This is a genomic window from Saccharothrix texasensis (assembly GCF_003752005.1).
Taxonomy (GTDB): domain Bacteria; phylum Actinomycetota; class Actinomycetes; order Mycobacteriales; family Pseudonocardiaceae; genus Actinosynnema; species Actinosynnema texasense.
The window spans coordinates 2,409,926-2,426,822 of record NZ_RJKM01000001.1; the positions used below are offsets into that span (position 1 = coordinate 2,409,926).

Genomic DNA, 16,897 nt, shown 5'->3' on the forward strand with positions numbered 1-16,897 from the left:
TACGAGAGCTCGCGTAACATGGGCTTCGTGCTGGCGCACCCGGACCAGCCGACCCGAGCGAGGAGTGAGGGCGAACCGCCGTGGCGACCGTGACGAGCAGCCGAGACCTCCCCCACCCGTCACTGGAGGAGATCCGCCTCGAGAGCGTCCTGCACGCGCTGGCGGACCCGATCCGGATGCGCATGGTGCGCGATCTGGCGACGACCGACGGCGGCATGTCCTGCTCCGCCTTCGACGTGCCGGTCTCGGCGTCGACGGCGACCTACCACTTCCGGGTGCTGCGCGAGAGCGGCGTGATCCGGCAGGCCTACAAGGGCACGGCAAAGGTGAGCTGGCTGCGCCAGGACGACCTGGCCAAGCTGTTCCCCGGTCTCCTGGACTCCATGGTGGAGGCGTCCACGCGCCAGTCCGGCCGTCTCGGCGAGGCGTCCTAGCCTCCCGACCGCGCGGGCTCGCGGCGCGATTCGGACCACAACCGGGTCAGCGGGCGCTCGACCACGGCGTAGAGCACCCAAGCCGCCAGCACTGAGGTCACCAGGAACGCGGCGATGAGCAGCACCGCCCAACCGGGGGCGAAGTACGTGTCGGCGAACAGGGAGCGGAAGTACAGCAGCACCAGCCAGTGCGCGAGGTAGAAGCTGTACGAGATCTTGCCGAGGAACTGCATCGGCCGGTTGCGGAACCAGGTGGCCCGGCCGTCCCGGTCCGCGATCGCACCGGCCGCGATGAGCATGGCGGCCGGGAACACCATCGTCGCCCGCAGCGAGTACAGCACCGGCACGGCGTAGGACAGCAGGTACCCGGCGAGCAGCAACGCCGACGCCACCGGGACGCCCACGTTGCGCCAGCGGCCCAGGAGCACCGCCCGCGCCACGAAGATGCCGAGCGCGAAGTCGAACAGCCGCGCCGCCGGGAGGATGTAGGCGAACCAGAACTGGTCGAGCGACTGCGTCGGCTCGTTCCCGACGACCTCGTCACCGGCCGGGATCACGGCGTAGGTCACGGCGCAGGTCAGCACGATCGAGGCGAACGTGCCCCCGATCCAGTACTTGAGCTGCGCGCCCGGCACCTTCCGGGCGACCACGTACAGCACCGGGAACATCAGGTAGAAAAACGCCTCCACGGACAGCGACCAGCCGGGGCTGTTCAGCGCCCAGAAGGTGGAGACGTCGGGCACCCAGGACTGGAGCATGAAGATGTTGACGACGGCCTTCCACAGTTCCGTCTCCGGTGCCAGGACGGCCCAGGCGATGACCAGCGTCACCAGGTAAGGCGGGACGACCTTGGCCGCGCGGCGGCGCCAGAACCGCGGCGTGGTGTCGCCACCGCGGGCCGACCAGGTGAGGATGAAGCCGCTGAGCACGAAGAAGAACGTCACACCCAGCCCGCCCGCCGGGGCGAACACGCGGTAGACGTCCGCGACGAGGTCCTGGTCGGCGAACAGGGTGATGTTCGGGAACGGCAGCGAGACGTGGAACAGGAACACCGCGAGCGCGGCGACGAAACGCAGGCCGGTGAGCGACGGGAGTCGCGCGTTCCGGCCCTGCGGCACGGTTCTTCCGGTGGCGGGTACGACGCCGGTCGCGGTGGCCGTGGACTCCCCACCCAATCTGTCAACACTCATGAGACCCCTCACATCCTCATAAAGCCGTACCGGCGCCTTCGCGGACACCGGGACGCGCACGACCGCCGGCCGGCGACGCGCGGGCACCGCCGATCCGCGTGACCCGACGGCTGGCCGGCGGAATCACCACCGGCGCGACGCGCGGGCACGACCGACGCGACCGGCGAATTCCGGCGCGCGGATCAGCGCTCGGCGCGGTGGTGCGCGCGCCTGTTCGTTCATGGTTGTCGTCGAGGCTTCCACGCATTCACGTGGCCCTGCTTCCACCTGTTCTTGGTATTGTTTCCGAAGCTGCGGGTACGCATCCTCGAACACCATGTGACGCCCCCCGAGGACGATGACGAATAGTGTCGGCGGTGACCCTGCGGGAGTCAAGGTGGCCAATGTCAGGACTATGTCAGAGCTTTGTCAAGCAGTACGCGGGCCGGACCTGCGCCTCGGCCACACCGTGTCAGGCAATGTCAGGCGGCGGTGCGACCCGGGTGAAGACGGCGGAAAAGACCGGTACCGCGAGGGGTCGTCGAATTCATCCGGGAGACGGCTCTGCCGAGATCATCGGGGCGCCGAGCACGCGGCAGCCGGCGCTGCGGATGCCGCTCAGCGGGACGAGGGCGCGTTCCGGCCACTGTACGAGCATGCTTCGACTTCCGGTACGAATGCGTCCGGATACCGTCGGAGAGGAAGCCGTGAAGGTCGCCCTCCGCCTCGTCGGACCTCCTGGTGCGCCCGCCTGCGGAGGATAGTCCATCCGGGCGATCATAATTGATAGATAACACAGGTAGACTGTTACCGTGATGTAACCGGCGCATATTAGCGTCTCACCCGGGGGTGAACGAGCTTTTCCGGGCACCAGCCACGCCCGCAGTGGGCCGAGAACCAGCCGGCCGCGCCGATGTAAGACCTGGGGGTCTACATGCGCACGTCGTTGCAATTGTCCGGCGCCTGGTCCGACACCGTCACCCGAGCACCGGGGGCGACGGTAGACCCGTCGGGCGGTTCGATCGGGTATCCGCTTTCCGAGCGACCCGACACCCGGTCCTGCGGGGATGAGGCCGGGGGAATCCACGACGTGCCCGCGCGGCGGCCGTCGATAGGGGGCGTTCCCGAAGTGGCTCTTCCGGTATGCCGGCCGGGCCGAGCGCACCCCAGTATCTTCTCGGCGCACCGTGGGGCGACGAATCGCCCGGTACCCGTGCCGGCCACCGCAGGAAAGGCGCTGTCTGATGTCCTCGTCGAATCGCGGCGGGGTCGACGATGTCAGCGGCACGCCGTCCGGGCGCGGACGGCCGACGCTCGACCGGCGCACACCCGTCGGACGTTTCAGCAGGTCGTTTCCCATCCGCCGCAGGCCGATCCCGGCGTCGCCCCGCTTACCGCCCGCACGCCGGGCCGGTCCCGGTGCGGCGCGTCCGGACCCGGCCCGTGCAAGCGGTTCCTCGACGGTGCGTCGCACGATTCGTCGTAGTGCACCGCACGCTCGTGTTCCACGGTCGATACGTCGCACGGCGATTGGTTTCCGAACGCCGGTCGGACCAGGCGCGGGACTGGGGTGCCCGTCGCGCTGCGGTGATCCACCCACCGGTGGTGTGGGCATTCGTGAGTCCGGGTACGCGCATCACATCCGGCTGACGAAGTGGTGATCCACTTCGATTCCCCGAACATGCACGTCGCGACGCTATTCCGGCGAGGGATTATGGTACATGTACTTGTGGTAGAAGAGCGCGATGCTGTGGCCGAATCGATGATCCGCGGCCTTCGCCGTCAGGGTGGTTACGACGCCGACCAGGTCAGCACAGGTTCGGAAGCGCTGGAAACGTACCCGAAAGCAGATCTGGTGCTGCTCAGCCTCGAACTGCCCGACATCGACGGGCTGGAGGTCTGCCGGTCCATCAGAGCGGTCAGCGACGTTCCCATCATCGCCATCGCGGGCCGGGACACCGAACTCGACCGGGTCCTCGCGCTCCAGGCGGGATCGGACGACTGCGTCACCAAGACGTGCGGCTCACGCGAGATCATGGCGCGGATAGAGGCCGTGATGCGGCGGGCGTACCGCCCGACCCGCGCGTCCGACACCATCTCGCTGTGCCCGCTGCAGATAGACCGGCGGTCCAGAGAGGTCCTGCTGCGCGGCGAGAAGATCAACGTCACGGCCAAGGAGTTCGACCTCCTGTGCCTCCTCGCGACCAACCCGCAAACGGTCGTGTCGCGCAAGGAGCTGATGGCGACGATCTGGGACAACACGTGGACCGATTCGAGCCGGACGATCGACACGCACGTCAGCAGCCTGCGCGGCAAGCTCGGTGCCAGCACGTGGATCTTGACCGTCCGCGGCGTCGGCTACCGGATGGGCCACGACTGCCCGAACGCCATCGCGGCCGGGTGAGGCGGACCGCGACCGGCGGGGTCCACGACGAGTGGGCCCCGCCCGTGCTCGTTCAGGCCGCCACCGGCTCCTGCGGTCCCAGCCGGGTCAGCAGTGGGTGCGTCGCGGGCAGTCCGACCTCGCGCAGCACCCACCACGCACTGGCGAGGTTGGACGACAGCAGCGCGCGCCCGGTCCCCCGCGCCAGGTGCGCCAGGGCGTCCAGGGTGAACATGCCGGTTCCCGTGCACAGCACCGCCGTGTCGTCGGGCAACTCCTCGCGGCCCAGCTTCTCCAGCAGCTGTTCGGTGGTCACCCGGTAGGGGTCGTAGCGCTCGCCCGCAGGCACGAGCACGACCCGGTCCACGGCCAGGCCCGCCTTGAGCCAGAACTCCCGCGACACGTCGGTGAGCCACGGCTCGTAGGGCGACACGAGCACCAGCCGGTCCACGCCCAGCGCCTCGCACGCCCGCAGGATCGCCTGGGTGGACGACGTCACCGGATACCCGAGGCGCTCACCCAGTTCCGCGCAGAAGGCCCGGTCCCCCTCGGGCTCCAGCAGGTAGTGCGACGCGCTGCACGACACGATCGCCGCGTCCAGCGCCAAGGCGCCGAACCCGCCGAGGACTTCGGGAAGCACCTCGTTGTAGGTCCTGAGCATTTCCAGGAGCCCGAGGCCCGGCGTGACCGGGAAGCGGGACGTGTACAGGTTGACGTCCGAACCGATCAACCGGCCGAACTCGGGCTCGGCGGTCGGGTTTTCCGGTGGGACGATGATCCCGAGCCGGGGAGCGGGTATCCGTGCCACGTTTCATCACCTTCCTGTCGAAATGGACGGTCGCGGCGCGCGCGGCCGAGAACCGGGAGGCGGCGCCACCGGCGCGCGCGAGGTATCGATGACAGTTCGGTTGGAATCTCTCCGGGTGACTCTTCGCGATTCCGCAGTGGGCTTCGGCCTGCCGTATTCGGCTATTCGCACCGACCTCCGCGATCACCTCGTCCCCGCTGCGCGCCGCGGTTCAAGGAATTAGCAGTTCGCCCGCATCGCCGCTACCCCCACTAACACCCCTGACAGACTCATGACAAATTTTGACATTTCTCTGACGTGCCCGCACTTGACGCCCCGTTGGCGACCTAAGAAGCTTGTTCCACGAGTTCGGCGCATAGCTTTCAAGCTGCCTCACCGACACCCGGCACATCTTTCCAGGATTAATCGGGAATCCGCAGTCGTCAATCAACAGAAGAAAAAGGGGTGATCAACCGTGACCATGTCCGAGACCGGCGCGGGCCTGCGGCCTGACGCCGGTGGCGTCCGGGGCCCGACCCGGCCGCTGCCGCTGATCTCCGACGCCACGCTGCGGGACTCCGCGCACATGGCCGCCGTGGAGTTCCAACCCGAGGAGTCGGCGCGCATCGCGCGACTGCTGGTCACCGTCGGCATCGAGAAGGTCGAGGTCGGGATGATCTCCGGCCCGAACTCGCACGACGCCCCGCACATCCTCGCCGTGCACGAGGAGATCGGCGTGGACCGCAGCATGAGCCTGCTCATGGTGCGCGACCGCGCCCAGGTCGCGAAGGCGTTGGACGAGGCCGAGCGGCTGGGTGTGAGGTCGTTGATGCTGTCCATCCCGACCTCGACCGAACACGCCGCGCTCAAACTCCGGTCGCCGAGCCTGAAGTACCTGCTCAACCTGCTCAAGCAGGCCATCGAGCAGTGCAAGGAACGCGACATGCACGTCACCTTCAGCGGCGAGGACGCGGCCCGCGCCGAGCAGCAGCGGCTCAACACCTACGTGGCGGCGGGGTTCGCGGCGGGCGGCGACCGGTTCCGGCTGGCCGAGACCGTGGCCTACCTGTCCCCCTGGCAGATGTACGACAAGATCAAGCCGCTGGCGGAGATCGACGGCGCGGAGATCGAGATCCACTCCCACAACATGCTCGGCATGGCCGTCGCCAACTCCCTGGCCGCCTACGAGGCGGGCGCGGCGTGGATCTCGGCGACGGTCGCCGGTGTGGGCGAGCGGGGCGGCAACGCACCCCTGGCCGAGATCCTCACGTCGCTGCGGGTCGTCTACGACGACAAGCGCTACGACTTGTCGCACCTGACCGAGCTCACCGCGAGCGTGCTGGACACCCGGACGACCGGCCTGGACCAGGGCTTCATGTCGGGCCCGACGACGCCGCACGCGTTCGCGTACGAATTGGCCGGCCAGCTCATGCACCCCTCCGCGTACGAAACGATCGCCCCCGAAGAAGTGGGCAACGAACGCGGTCTGCGCGTGCGCACGCGGCTCACCCCGGCACTGGTCGAATGGGCGCTGCTGGGCTCGGACATCGAGGTGGACGACACCGCGGCGTTCACCAAGTGGCTCATCACCCGACAGGAGGAGGAAGGCGCCCCGCCGCTCGACCGGGATGCCATCCGCGAGCACGCCGCCGAATTCCGGCTCAAGTGAAATCGTCCACGGAAACAGCACAGGAGAACAAGGCGATGTCCCAGCTCCTCACCGGCGTGTGCCCCGAGTGCGAAACCGATCTGACCACACCGCCGCTCGTGGCCGGCGAAACGTTGTCCTGCCCGGAATGCTTGCTGACGCTCCGCGTCGACGACATCCGGGATGGCCGGCTCTCGCTGCAGATGATCGAAGTCCAACTCCGCGACTGGGGCCAGTGAGCCATGAGCCGTGAACCGCTGTGAGCGAGCCACCGGAAGGGGTGCAGAAAATGGGCGGCAGAGTTGCCATCGTGGCGGACCGCATCAGCTGGGAGGAACGCAGGCTCCTCTCGGCGGGATCGGGCACCGGTTTGGAGATCGAGTGGGCCAATGACGAGGCGTTGTGCCTGGGCGACCCCGACGCGGCTGCGTTGAGCAGCTACGACGCCGTCCTCATCCGCAGCCGCAGCTACACCCGCGGCGGCCTGCTCGCGACGCTCGCGAAGTCGGCGAAGATCCTCACCCTCAACTCGCCGGAGGCCATCCACGCCTGCGAGAACAAGCTGATCCTGCGGGCGCTGCTGCGCGAGGCCGGGGTGCCGGTGCCGGACTTCCGGCTCGTGGTGTCCCGCAAGGACTTCGAGAAGGCGGTCACGGAACTGCCGTTCCCCCTCGTGCTCAAGCCGGTCTTCGGCGGCATGGGCAAGCGGGTGACGCTGCTGCGCGACGCCGACACGGCCCAGTCGGTCTACGACTACGTCGAGGACCTCGGCCACGCGTTCGAGCAGGCGTGCCTGGTCGAGCCCTACCTCGGCAGCCGGTCCGTGCGCTGCCTGGTCGTCGGCCGCGAGCCGGTCGCGATCGCCGAGTTCGAGTCCAACGGCACGGACTGGCGCAACAACGCGGCCATCGGCTCCACGCACCGCGCGCTGGCCGCCGAGCCGGCCCTGGTGGACCTCCTGGGCCAGGTGGTCGACTGCCTGGGCGAGGGCATCTACGGCGTGGACCTGTTCCGCACCGGGAACGGCTTCCTGGTCAACGAGGTCAACCACGCACCCGGCTTCCGGGCTGTCGCGACCGCGTCGGACATCGACGTGGCGGCGGCGATCTCGAAGTACGTGCGGGAGCGACTGGGATGACCGACCAGACGATCCGGGTCGGCGTGATCGGCGCGTCCGGTCTCGCCGGTGGCGAGCTGATCCGACTCATCCTGGGGCACCCGGACCTGACCCTGACCTACCTCGGTGGCAGCTCGAGCGCGGGCAGGCGCCCGTCGGAGCTGCACCCGGGGCTGCGGCAGGACCTCGGGCTGGTGATCGAGGCGGTGGACGTGGACGCCATCGCGCGGCGCTGCGACGTGGTGCTGCTGTCCACACCCGCCCCGGTGTCGGCGGAGCTGGCCGAGCAGCTCGTGGACCGCGTGCAGGCGGTGGTGGACCTCAGCGGCGCGTTCCGCATCCGGTCCGCCGAGCTGCACGACAAGTGGTACCCGAAGGTGAAGCGGTCACCGGAGCTGGTGGACCGGGCCGTGTACGGCGTGCCCGAGCTGATCGGCGACGAGCTGGTGGGCGCTTCCCTGATCTCGCTGCCCGGCTGCTACGCCACGGCGATCACGCTCGGCCTCGCACCGCTGGTGCTCTCCCTCGGCCTGAACCTCGACCGGGTCATCGTGGACGGCAAGTCCGGTTCCAGCGGCGGCGGCGTGCACCTGCGCACCGCGGACCTGCACCCGTACCGGGCGGGGGCCATCGCGCCGTACGCGCCCGGCGGGCACCGGCACGGCGCGGAGGTGGCCGACTTCCTGTCACGGCGCAAGCCCGGCACGATCCGGTCCGTGTCGATGTCCGCGCACGGCGTCGCGATCGTCCGCGGCCTGCTGGTGACGTGCTACGTGCTGACCGAGGACGAGGTGGACCACCGCACGTTGTCCCGCGCCTACCTGCGGTTCTACAAGGGGCACAAGTTCGTCCGCGTGCGCCGCCCCGACGAGACGCTGATCCCGGTGCCCGACCCGCAGGCGACGCACGGGTCCAACTACTGCGACGTCACGGCCGTGCACGACGCCGACGGCGACCGGATCGTCGTGCTGGCCGCGCTGGACAACCTGGTGAAGGGCGCGGCGGGCCAGGCGTTGCAAGTGATCAACAAGCGTTACGAGCTGCCCGAGGACACGGGCCTGACCATGCAGCCGGTGATGCCCTCATGACCGCCATCGACACCGTGGTGAAGCTCGGCGGCAGCAGCGTCGACCAGCTGACCGACCAGTGGTGGGACGACCTGGCGCGGCACGCGCGGACCAGCCGCATCGCGCTCGTCCACGGCTGGTCCAAGCCGTTGAAGCAGCTCAACCCCCGCTACACGCAGCCGGACGCGATCCTGCGCGACCGCTACGGCAACCAGAGCCGGTGGACCACGCCGGAGGTCATCGCCGACATCCACACCGTCAGCGACGACATCACCGGCCGGATCACCACCCTGCTGGACAAGCGCGACGTCGACGTGGCGCGCGTGCTGGGCAGCGACGGCGCGCTGCTCGCCGGCCCCGGTGAGCGCTGGTACTGGCGCGGCAAGGAACTCGTCGAGCTGGACAACCTGGTCGGTCCGATCGTGCGGGTGGACCCCGCGCCGCTGTCCGTGCCCGCGGGCGACCGACCGGGCGTGCTCGTCGTGACCCCCCTGGCGCGCGACCCCCGGGGGCGCGAGGTCAACGTCGACGGCGACCGGGCGGCGGCGGCCGTGGCCCGGGGCGCGGGGGCGTCCGCGCTCGTGCTCGTCACCGACGTGCCGTTCCTGCTGATCGACGACAAGCCGGTGCCGCGGATCAGCCGGCAGGACGCGGTGCGCTTCCGGGACAAGGGCGCGACCGGCGGGATGCGCAAGAAGCTGCGCGCCGCCGACGAGGCGTTGGAGCACGGCGTGCGCCGCGTGATCATCGGCAGCGCCCCGCTGTCCGACCTGCTCGCCGAACGCACCGGCACTGTGATCACCGAGTCCGGAGAGGGGGAACAGGCATGAGCTCACCCCGCGTTCTCGTCGTGGACAACGGCAGCCTGTCCATCGACGCCGTGCAGAAGACGTTCCACGCCCTGGGCGTCGACAGCGACGTCACCAAGGCCACCGAGGTCCCGTCCGCGCTCGACGGCCGCTACCAAGGCCTCGTGCTCAGCGGGACGAAGGTGCGCGCCTACGACTCCGAGTACTACAAACCGCTGATCGACCTGGTCTTCAGCACGTCGGTCCCGGTGTGGGGCATCTGCGGCGGGATGCAGATCATCGCCACGGCCGCGGGTGCGGAGCTCAAGCCCGGCAAGTCGCGGGCGGGCACGCACGAGGCGCAGGTGGACCAGACCGAGCCGGTGTTCGCCGAGGTGAAGCCGACCGTGCGGGTGTTCCAGCGGCACACCCTGTACGTGCAGGCCGCACCGGCGGGGTTCACCACCATCGGCTGGTCCGACGACGCACCGGTGGAGTTCCTCCGCTCCGACGACGGCCGCATCTACGGCTCTCAGGCGCACCTGGAGTTCCGCAACGACGGGCGCAACATCCTCCGAGGTTTCGTCCAGCTCTTCAACTGACCGCCTCCACCACCCTGGGGAACGACACACCATGACTGTCCTGGAAGAAAAGCCGGGCATCGAGAGCACGACCGAGCCCGCGTTCGTAGTGCACCTCAACGGCGACAACGGCGGCCTCAAGGGCTGGGTCGTGGTCGATTCGCTCGTCGGCGGCTGGGCGATGGGCGGCACGCGGCTCACCGAGACGGTCACCGAGACCGAGGTGCGCGGCCTGGCCCGGGCCATGACGGACAAGCTGACGCTGGTCGGCCTTCCCGTCGGCGGCGCGAAGGCGGGCATCGTGGCGCCCGAGGCGGGCAAGGAAGAGGTCCTCAAGACCTACGGCCGCACCATCGCCCCGCTGCTGCACGGTGGTATCCACCTGGGCGCCGACATGGGCGTGGGAGCCAGGGAACGAGCCATCTTCTACGAGGCGGCGGGCTACGACCCGCGCAAGCGCCCGCGCGGCGTCGACATGCCCTACGACTGGAAGACCTACTACGAACCGTTGGTGGACGCCACCGGCCACAACGTGGGCCAAGCCGCCGCCGCCGCGCTGGAAGCGTCGCACCGCGACGAGCCGGCGCGCGTGATCGTGCAGGGCTTCGGCGCGGTGGGTCGCGCGGTGGCGAAGTTCCTGGAGCAGCGCGGTCACCGGATCGTCGCCGTGGTCGACATCCTCGGCACCATCAGCGCCGACGAGCTGCCGGTGGACGACCTGATCGCCATCACCGACCCGCAGGGCCGGGTGGACCGCTCGCGGCTGCCGCAGTCGGTGAAGGTCACGCCCGAGGCGGACGCGTGGCTGGACGTCGACGCCGACCTGATCATCCTGGCCGCGCAGAAGGACGCCATCAACTCGACGAACGTGCACCGGCTCAAGGCGGCCTTCGTGGTCGAGGGTGGCAACCTCGCCACCAGCCCCGAGGCGCGGCTCAAGGCCGCGGCCGCGGGCACGCTGCTGATCCCGGACGTCATCGCGAACGTCGGCGGCGCGGCGTCCGCCGGTCTCGCGCTGACCGGCACGGTGCCGTTCACGCTGCCCGGCGAGGCCCGGAAGGACTGGGTGTTCGACTGGATCGCGCAGCGCGTCCGCAAGAACACGCTCGACCTGCTGGAGATCGCGAACGGCAGTTCGGCCGAACCGCTGCGCGAGCTGATCGCCGCGCGCCGCGACCAGCCGATCCCTCGCGACGCCAAGTTCTGATCGGTGGTCCGGGGCGGCGCCCGACCGGCCGCCGCCCCGGACCGTTCCCGTGAACTAGGGAGGTATCACGGTGACGCCCGCACTGAACCGACGACCGGACGACCTCGCCGAGCAGTACCGACTGCGCGGCTGGCACCGGGACGAGACGTTCTTCGACGACCTGTGGCGGCAGGTCCGGGAACGGCCTCACAAGACCGCGATCGTGGGCCGCAGACTGGCGGAGTCCCGGTCGGAGACGTTGGACTTCAAGGAGTTGGCCGGTGTCGCCGACCGGTTCGCGGGCGGGTTGCTGGAGCTGGGGGTCCGGCGCGGCGACTTCGTGGCGGTGCAGCTGCCCAACCGCTGGGAGATGGTGGCGCTGATGTTCGCGTGCATGCGCGTGGGCGCCGTGATCTGCCCGATCGCCCCGGTCTGCCCGCCCGACGAGCTGCGGCACCGGCTGGAGCTGACCGAGGCGCGCGTGCTGGTCACCATCCCCGAGTGGGACGGCGAGCAGGCCGCGGAGATCGCCGTGGGCCTGCGGGCGGAGCTGCCGAACCTGGAGCACGTCCTGGTGGCCGGGCGGTCCGCGGTGGACGCCGCGGACTTCCACGACCACTTCGTGACCGTGCCCTGGGAGGCCAAGCACAACTTCGACGGCTTGGCGCTGACCGCGGACGAGCCGTTCGTGGTGCTGTTCACCTCCGGCACCACCGGTGAGTCCAAGGGCGTGCTGCACAGCCAGAACTCGCTGTACGGCGCGGTCCAGGGCTACGTCGAGACGTTCGGCTTGGACGAGGACCTGGTGGCGTGCGTGTCCACGCCGCTGGTGCACTACTCGGGTTTCGTGCAGGGCGTGCTGACCGGCGTCCACGTCGGCGGCAAGACCGTCTTCCAGGACGTGAAGGACAACGCGGCCCTCACCGAGATCATCGAGGGCCACGGCGCGACGCTGCTGTACGGGCCGCCGCCGACCCACGCGGACGTGGTCGAGTCGCAGCTCGCCGACCCCAAGGACGTGCGGACGCTGCGGCAGGCCGTCGTGGGCTCGGCGCCCGTGCTGCCGCAGCTCGTGGACGCCCTGCGCGACGTGATGGGCGCCCGCACGTACTCGCTGTGGGGCATGTCGGAGTTCGGGCCCGTCACGATCACCCGAGCCAAGGATCCACACGACATCGCGGGCTACAGCCACGGCCGTGCCATCGAGGGCCTCGAGGTGCGCATCGACCCCACCGCCGTGGCCGGTGACGGCGACATCGGCAAGCTGTGGGTGCGCGGCGCGGCCCAGAGCCTCGGCTACTACAAGCGGGAGGACGTGTTCGCGAGCGGGTTCGACGTCGACGGCTGGTTCGACACCGGCGACCTGGCGCGCGGTGACGGCCGGGGCGGCATCCGCATCGTCGGCCGGGCCAGGGATGCCATCTTCAAGCGGGGCCGCGTCGTGCCGATGGTGGACATCGAGGCGTTGCTGGAAGGGCACCCGCAGGTGTTGGAGGCCGCCCTGGTGGGGCTGCCCGGCCCGGACGACGACCTGGTGTGCGCGGTGTTGGGGGTGACCGACTGCGACGGCCTCGACCTGGAGTCCGTGCGCACCTACCTCCGCCAGTCCGCGGTGGACGAAGCGTTCCTCCCCGAACGCGTCGAGCACGTGGCGGTCATCCCGCGCACCCTCACCGGGAAGATCCGCAAGGTCGTGCTGCGCGAGCGCTACTCGTAACGACAATCCGACGTTCTCGGAACAACCCGGATCGCACGACCGGCCCGAAGAACCCGGGAGAGAGGAAGGGCCGATCGTGTCCGAAGCCGTGATCATGTCCGCGACGCTCGCCGCGGAGGAGGTCCTGGAACGCAAGCGGCGCAACGGTCAACGGGTTCTCTCGCTGGCCAGCGGCGAGATCGGGTTGCCGGTGCACGCCTCGCTGAAGGACCGGCTGTCCGCCGCGGCGGACCAGAACGCCTACGGGCCGGTCGCGGGCAGCCCCGGGCTGCGCACGGCCGCCGCGGGCTACTGGGCGCGACGCGGACTGGACGCGGACCCCGACCTGGTGATCGCCGGGCCGGGCAGCAAGGCACTGCTGTTCGCGGCGCTCATGGCGGTCGACGGCGACGTGGTCGTGCCGGTGCCGAGCTGGGTCAGCTACAGCGCGCACGTGCGGTTGATCGGCCGCGAGCCCCTGCCCGTGCCGATCGTGCCGGGTCACGGCGGGGTGCCCGACCCCGACCTGCTGCATGGCGCGGTGAGCGCGGCGCGCGCCCGCGGGCGCGAGGTGAAGGCCGTCGTGGTGACCATCCCGGACAACCCCACCGGGACGGTCGCCGCACCGGACATCGTGCGGCGGTTCGCCGAGGTGGCGTCCGAGCTGGACCTGGTGATCGTGTCCGACCAGATCTACACGGACCTGGTGTTCGACGCGACGGCGCCCGCCAGCTCACCCGCCGAGTACGCGCCCGAGCGCACGGTGGTCACCACCGGGCTCACCAAGAGCCTGGCCCTGGGCGGGTGGCGCACCGGGGTGGCACGGCTGCCCGACGCCGATCTGCACCAGCGGCTGCGCACCATCGCCTCGCACATCTGGTCCAGCCCGCCCGCGCCCGTGCAGGCCGTCGCGGCCTACGCGTTCGACGAGCCGCCGGAACTGGTGTCCTGGGTCGCCGCCGCGCGCGCGTTGCACGAGAAGGTGGCGCGTGCGCTGGCGGCGCGCTTCACCGCCGCGGGCGCGTCCCTGCACCCGGTGCACGCCACCTGCTACCTGTACCCGGACTTCGAACCGTTGCGGGAGCACCTGGAACGCGTGCACGGGGTGTCCGGCGGCCGCGGGCTCGCCGCGCTGCTGCTGGAGAAGCACCACGTGGGTGTGCTGGCGGCGAGCGAGTTCGGCGAGCCGGACCGCAAGCTCGGCGTGCGCGTGTCCACCAGCCACCTCTACGGCGACACCGACCGGCAGCGCACCGCCGCGCTGACCGCCGACGACCCGGTCGAGCTGCCGTGGATCAAGGCGTGCGTGGAGCACATCGGCTCCATCCTGACCGACCTGACCGGCCGGGCGACGTCCTGACCGACCACTGATCGCTGTCCACGGCCACAGGAGGCCCCACCCCATGTCAATCCTCTTCGAGACCGAGTACCAGGGCCGGCGGTTCGTCGGCTTCGAGCGGCCCGAGCCGGGCAAGGCGAGCGTGCTGCACCGCGTCGAGGACGGCCAGCTCGCGGCCACCCTGAGCGAGGTGCGCGACCCCGCGGCGCTGCCCGACGCGATCCGCTCACGCACCGCGTCGGTCACCGTCGCCGACGCGGACCTGAAGTTCCTGCCGCCGCTGCTGCCCACGTCGACCAACAACGCGCTGGTGAGCGGTTTCATGCAGACCCACGCGTCCAAGATGGACGGTCCGCGCCCGAGCGAGGGCGACGTGGACCCACCGAAGTGGTTCTTCAAGGGTTTCGGTTCGTGGCTGAAGCTGCCGGGTGAACCGCTGGTCGTGCCCGCGGAACCGAAGGCGCTGATCGAGGAGCCCGAGGTCGTCCTGGTGTACGCCAACGACGAGGACGGCACGCCGCACTACGCCGGCTACACGTTCGGCAACGACCTGTGCGACATCGGCCTGCACCGCTACAACCCCGCGTACAACCCCTACTGCAAGCTCTGCGACACGTCCATCTCGCCGTGGCTGCACCTGGGTGAACCCCCCACGGCCGTCAACGGCCGCACCACCATCAACCGCGACGGCGAGGTGGCGTGGGAGGGATCGTTCGACTGCGGGCTGGACGCGCTGTACTACACCACCGGTGACATGGCGGAGAACCTGCTGTCCACCTACCCGGCGGTGCGCCGGCCGGGCCTGGTGAACTACCTGATGCTCGGTGCGGACAGCGCCAGCTTCCACGCCGGGTTCCGGATCGCCGACGGCGACGTCGTGGACATCGAGTTCACCAGCCACGGCGTGCGGCTGGACAACCGGGTGGAGTTCGCCAAGCGCTCGGCCACGGTCTGACACCGCTCCAGGTCTCCGCCGCCTCGCCGGGCCGCCGGCGGCGGCGGAGACGTCCGCCCCTACCATTGGCACGTCGCGGCTGCCAACGGATACCGGCGGGCAGGCCGGTGCGGGATCCGGAACCGACTGGTCCTCGCACACGGTGGTTCCGCCCGGCGACCGCCACCGACTGCCCGACGCGGCCGTCGTCGCTCGTGCCGGTGCTGATCGACAGGTCGGGCGGAGCGGGTGCGCCGGTGGCGTGCTCGCCGGGGAGCCGAGCGCGTTCGACCCTGTCGCCGAAGGGCCGGCTCGCGGCAGCGGTTTGACCATCACATCAGTGGGAAGGTTCGAGTAAAGACCATGCCAAACCAGAGCACTCGGGTTCCCCCGGAGGCGACCGGGGGGCGCGCGTTACCCCTCGCGGCGTTGTTGGCGCTGACCACCGCCGCGTTCATCACGGTGCTGACCGAGGCCCTCCCCGCGGGCGTGCTCATCCCGATGAGTGCCGGACTGCGCGTCAGCGAGTCGGCCACGGGCCAGTTGGTCACCATCTACGCCATCGGCACGGCGGTGTCCGCGATCCCGCTGTCGATCGCCACGGCCACGTGGCGGCGCAAACGCCTCCTGCTGTTCGGCGTGGCCGGCTTCGCGGTCGCCAACACGGTCACGGCCGTCTCGGCGAACTTCCCCCTCACCTTGGGCGCCCGGTTCGTGGCCGGCGTCGCGGCGGGCGTCGTGTGGGCCCTGCTGGCCGGTTACGCGCGGCGCATGGCACCCCCGCACCTGCAGGGAAAGGCCATCGCCATCGTCATGGCGGGCATTCCGGCCGCGCTGTCCCTCGGCATCCCGGCGGGCACCTTCCTCGGCGGGCTGCTCGGCTGGCGCCTGGCGTTCTGGCTGATGACCGCCGTGGCCGTGCTCCTGCTCGGCTGGATCGCCGCCCTCGTGCCCGACCAGCCCGGTCAGGCCGAACGGGGCAGTCGGCCACCGCTGCTGCGGACCTTGGCGGTCCCGGGTGTCGCACCGGTCCTGTTCGTCACGCTGGTGTTCGTGCTCGCGCACACGATCCTCTACACCTACGTCGCCACGTTCCTCGACGAGATCGGCATGGGCGAGTCCATCGACGTCGTGCTGCTCGTCCTCGGCATCGCCTCGATGCTCAGCATCTGGATCGTCGGCGCCACCATCGAGCGCAAGCTGCGACTGCTCACCATCGCCAGCACCATCCTGGTCGCCGTGGCAGCCGGAGGGCTCGCCGTGGTGGCGGACAGCGCCGTGCTGGTCTACGTCGCCGTGACGCTGTGGGGCCTCGGCTGGGGCGGTGTGCCGACCCTGCTCCAGACCGCCGTGGGCGTCGCGGGCGGCGAAGCCTCCGACACCGCGCAGGCGATGCTGGTGACCCTGTGGAACGCCGCCATGGCCGGCGGCGGCGTCGTGGGTGGCATCATGCTGACCCAACTCGGCCCCCGCGCGTTCCCGTGGAGCGTGCTGGTCCTCCTGGCGCCGGTGCTCGTGGTGACCATCGCGGCCCGGGCCCACGGCTTCCCCGCGACGAAGCTCAGCGAACGCGTATGACCTCGTGGCGGCCCGGTCCTCACCGGGCCGCCCGACCAGCTCGGTCACTCCGTCCCGCGACTCGGAACGACCGCGGCGACCACCGCACGAGATCGTCCGGGCATCCCGCCGGGTCCGACTCGACGCGGCAACGCACCACGCAGGGCGCGTAGATCAACTCCGGTGACCGCGGTGACCCGGTCGAAGTGCG

General features: G+C 70.2%; 15 protein-coding genes. 13 read left to right on the top strand and 2 right to left on the bottom strand.

The window, feature by feature from the left end; all coding sequences use genetic code 11:
* The first annotated feature begins 89 nt into the window (after positions 1-89).
* Entirely contained in the window at positions 90-434 is a 345-nt protein-coding gene (locus EDD40_RS09200) for an ArsR/SmtB family transcription factor (RefSeq protein ID WP_201439795.1), read from the top strand.
* Here the strand turns inward: EDD40_RS09200 and EDD40_RS09205 are convergent.
* Positions 431-1,552: an acyltransferase family protein gene (locus EDD40_RS09205; RefSeq protein WP_211348125.1), complete on the bottom strand. Its 1,122-nt coding sequence runs from the start codon at positions 1,550-1,552 to the stop codon at positions 431-433. The two genes, EDD40_RS09200 and EDD40_RS09205, sit on opposite strands and share 4 nt — an antisense overlap.
* 1,765 nt (positions 1,553-3,317) lie before the next feature.
* On the opposite strand from EDD40_RS09205, the gene EDD40_RS09210 reads away from it, so the two are divergent.
* Entirely contained in the window at positions 3,318-4,007 is a 690-nt protein-coding gene (locus tag EDD40_RS09210) for a response regulator transcription factor (RefSeq protein WP_123747886.1), read from the top strand.
* Positions 4,008-4,059: 52 nt separating this feature from the next.
* On the opposite strand, the gene EDD40_RS09215 is transcribed toward EDD40_RS09210, so the two are convergent.
* The gene (locus EDD40_RS09215) at positions 4,060-4,794 is read right to left on the bottom strand and encodes a maleate cis-trans isomerase family protein (protein WP_123742526.1); all 735 of its coding nucleotides are present in this window, start codon (positions 4,792-4,794) and stop codon (positions 4,060-4,062) included.
* 460 nt (positions 4,795-5,254) lie between these two features.
* Here EDD40_RS09215 and EDD40_RS09220 point away from each other — a divergent pair, with 460 nt between their 5' ends.
* The 11 genes from EDD40_RS09220 to EDD40_RS09270 all read left to right on the top strand — a co-directional run bounded on the left by EDD40_RS09220 (position 5,255) and on the right by EDD40_RS09270 (position 16,707).
* Positions 5,255-6,442, top strand: coding sequence for an isopropylmalate synthase (locus tag EDD40_RS09220; protein WP_123747887.1), 1,188 nt, complete (start codon positions 5,255-5,257; stop codon positions 6,440-6,442).
* 35 nt (positions 6,443-6,477) lie between these two features.
* Positions 6,478-6,660, top strand: a complete 183-nt coding sequence (locus EDD40_RS09225; RefSeq protein WP_123742527.1) for a lysine biosynthesis protein LysW — start codon at positions 6,478-6,480, stop codon at positions 6,658-6,660.
* A gap of 50 nt (positions 6,661-6,710) precedes the next feature.
* Positions 6,711-7,559, top strand: a complete 849-nt coding sequence (locus tag EDD40_RS09230) for an ATP-grasp domain-containing protein (protein WP_123742528.1) — start codon at positions 6,711-6,713, stop codon at positions 7,557-7,559.
* On the top strand, positions 7,556-8,626 hold the full coding sequence (gene argC, locus EDD40_RS09235) for an N-acetyl-gamma-glutamyl-phosphate reductase (RefSeq protein WP_123742529.1): 1,071 nt from the start codon (positions 7,556-7,558) through the stop codon (positions 8,624-8,626). Before EDD40_RS09230 ends, argC begins: the two co-directional genes overlap by 4 nt.
* Positions 8,623-9,435, top strand: a complete 813-nt coding sequence (locus tag EDD40_RS09240) for an amino acid kinase family protein (protein ID WP_123742530.1) — start codon at positions 8,623-8,625, stop codon at positions 9,433-9,435. Before argC ends, EDD40_RS09240 begins: the two co-directional genes overlap by 4 nt.
* Positions 9,432-9,995 (top strand): glutamine amidotransferase-related protein, encoded by a 564-nt coding sequence (locus tag EDD40_RS09245; RefSeq protein ID WP_123742531.1) that lies wholly within the window; start codon positions 9,432-9,434, stop codon positions 9,993-9,995. The genes EDD40_RS09240 and EDD40_RS09245 overlap by 4 nt, the downstream gene beginning before the upstream one ends.
* A 31-nt stretch (positions 9,996-10,026) precedes the next feature.
* The gene (locus tag EDD40_RS09250) at positions 10,027-11,181 is read left to right on the top strand and encodes a Glu/Leu/Phe/Val dehydrogenase dimerization domain-containing protein (RefSeq protein ID WP_123742532.1); all 1,155 of its coding nucleotides are present in this window, start codon (positions 10,027-10,029) and stop codon (positions 11,179-11,181) included.
* A gap of 70 nt (positions 11,182-11,251) precedes the next feature.
* Positions 11,252-12,877 carry an AMP-binding protein gene (locus EDD40_RS09255; RefSeq protein ID WP_123742533.1) on the top strand — a complete coding sequence of 542 codons (1,626 nt, stop codon included), beginning with the start codon at positions 11,252-11,254 and terminating at the stop codon, positions 12,875-12,877.
* 76 nt (positions 12,878-12,953) lie between these two features.
* Positions 12,954-14,216 (top strand): pyridoxal phosphate-dependent aminotransferase, encoded by a 1,263-nt coding sequence (locus EDD40_RS09260; RefSeq protein WP_246037567.1) that lies wholly within the window; start codon positions 12,954-12,956, stop codon positions 14,214-14,216.
* Positions 14,217-14,259: 43 nt separating this feature from the next.
* Positions 14,260-15,150, top strand: coding sequence for a fumarylacetoacetate (FAA) hydrolase (locus EDD40_RS09265; protein ID WP_123742534.1), 891 nt, complete (start codon positions 14,260-14,262; stop codon positions 15,148-15,150).
* Positions 15,151-15,492: 342 nt separating this feature from the next.
* Positions 15,493-16,707 carry an MFS transporter gene (locus tag EDD40_RS09270; RefSeq protein WP_123742535.1) on the top strand — a complete coding sequence of 405 codons (1,215 nt, stop codon included), beginning with the start codon at positions 15,493-15,495 and terminating at the stop codon, positions 16,705-16,707.
* Positions 16,708-16,897: the final 190 nt, after the last annotated feature.

What these genes read in the sequence shown, in the direction of transcription:
- EDD40_RS09240 (WP_123742530.1), top strand. Translation starts at nt 8,623, where the DNA reads ATGACCGCCATCGACACCGTGGTGAAGCTCGGCGGCAGCAGCGTCGAC.
- EDD40_RS09245 (WP_123742531.1), top strand. Translation starts at nt 9,432, where the DNA reads ATGAGCTCACCCCGCGTTCTCGTCGTGGACAACGGCAGCCTGTCCATC.
- EDD40_RS09230 (WP_123742528.1), top strand. Translation starts at nt 6,711, where the DNA reads ATGGGCGGCAGAGTTGCCATCGTGGCGGACCGCATCAGCTGGGAGGAA.
- EDD40_RS09220 (WP_123747887.1), top strand. Translation starts at nt 5,255, where the DNA reads ATGTCCGAGACCGGCGCGGGCCTGCGGCCTGACGCCGGTGGCGTCCGG.
- EDD40_RS09250 (WP_123742532.1), top strand. Translation starts at nt 10,027, where the DNA reads ATGACTGTCCTGGAAGAAAAGCCGGGCATCGAGAGCACGACCGAGCCC.
- EDD40_RS09270 (WP_123742535.1), top strand. Translation starts at nt 15,493, where the DNA reads ATGCCAAACCAGAGCACTCGGGTTCCCCCGGAGGCGACCGGGGGGCGC.
- EDD40_RS09265 (WP_123742534.1), top strand. Translation starts at nt 14,260, where the DNA reads ATGTCAATCCTCTTCGAGACCGAGTACCAGGGCCGGCGGTTCGTCGGC.
- EDD40_RS09210 (WP_123747886.1), top strand. Translation starts at nt 3,318, where the DNA reads ATGGTACATGTACTTGTGGTAGAAGAGCGCGATGCTGTGGCCGAATCG.
- argC (WP_123742529.1), top strand. Translation starts at nt 7,556, where the DNA reads ATGACCGACCAGACGATCCGGGTCGGCGTGATCGGCGCGTCCGGTCTC.
- EDD40_RS09225 (WP_123742527.1), top strand. Translation starts at nt 6,478, where the DNA reads ATGTCCCAGCTCCTCACCGGCGTGTGCCCCGAGTGCGAAACCGATCTG.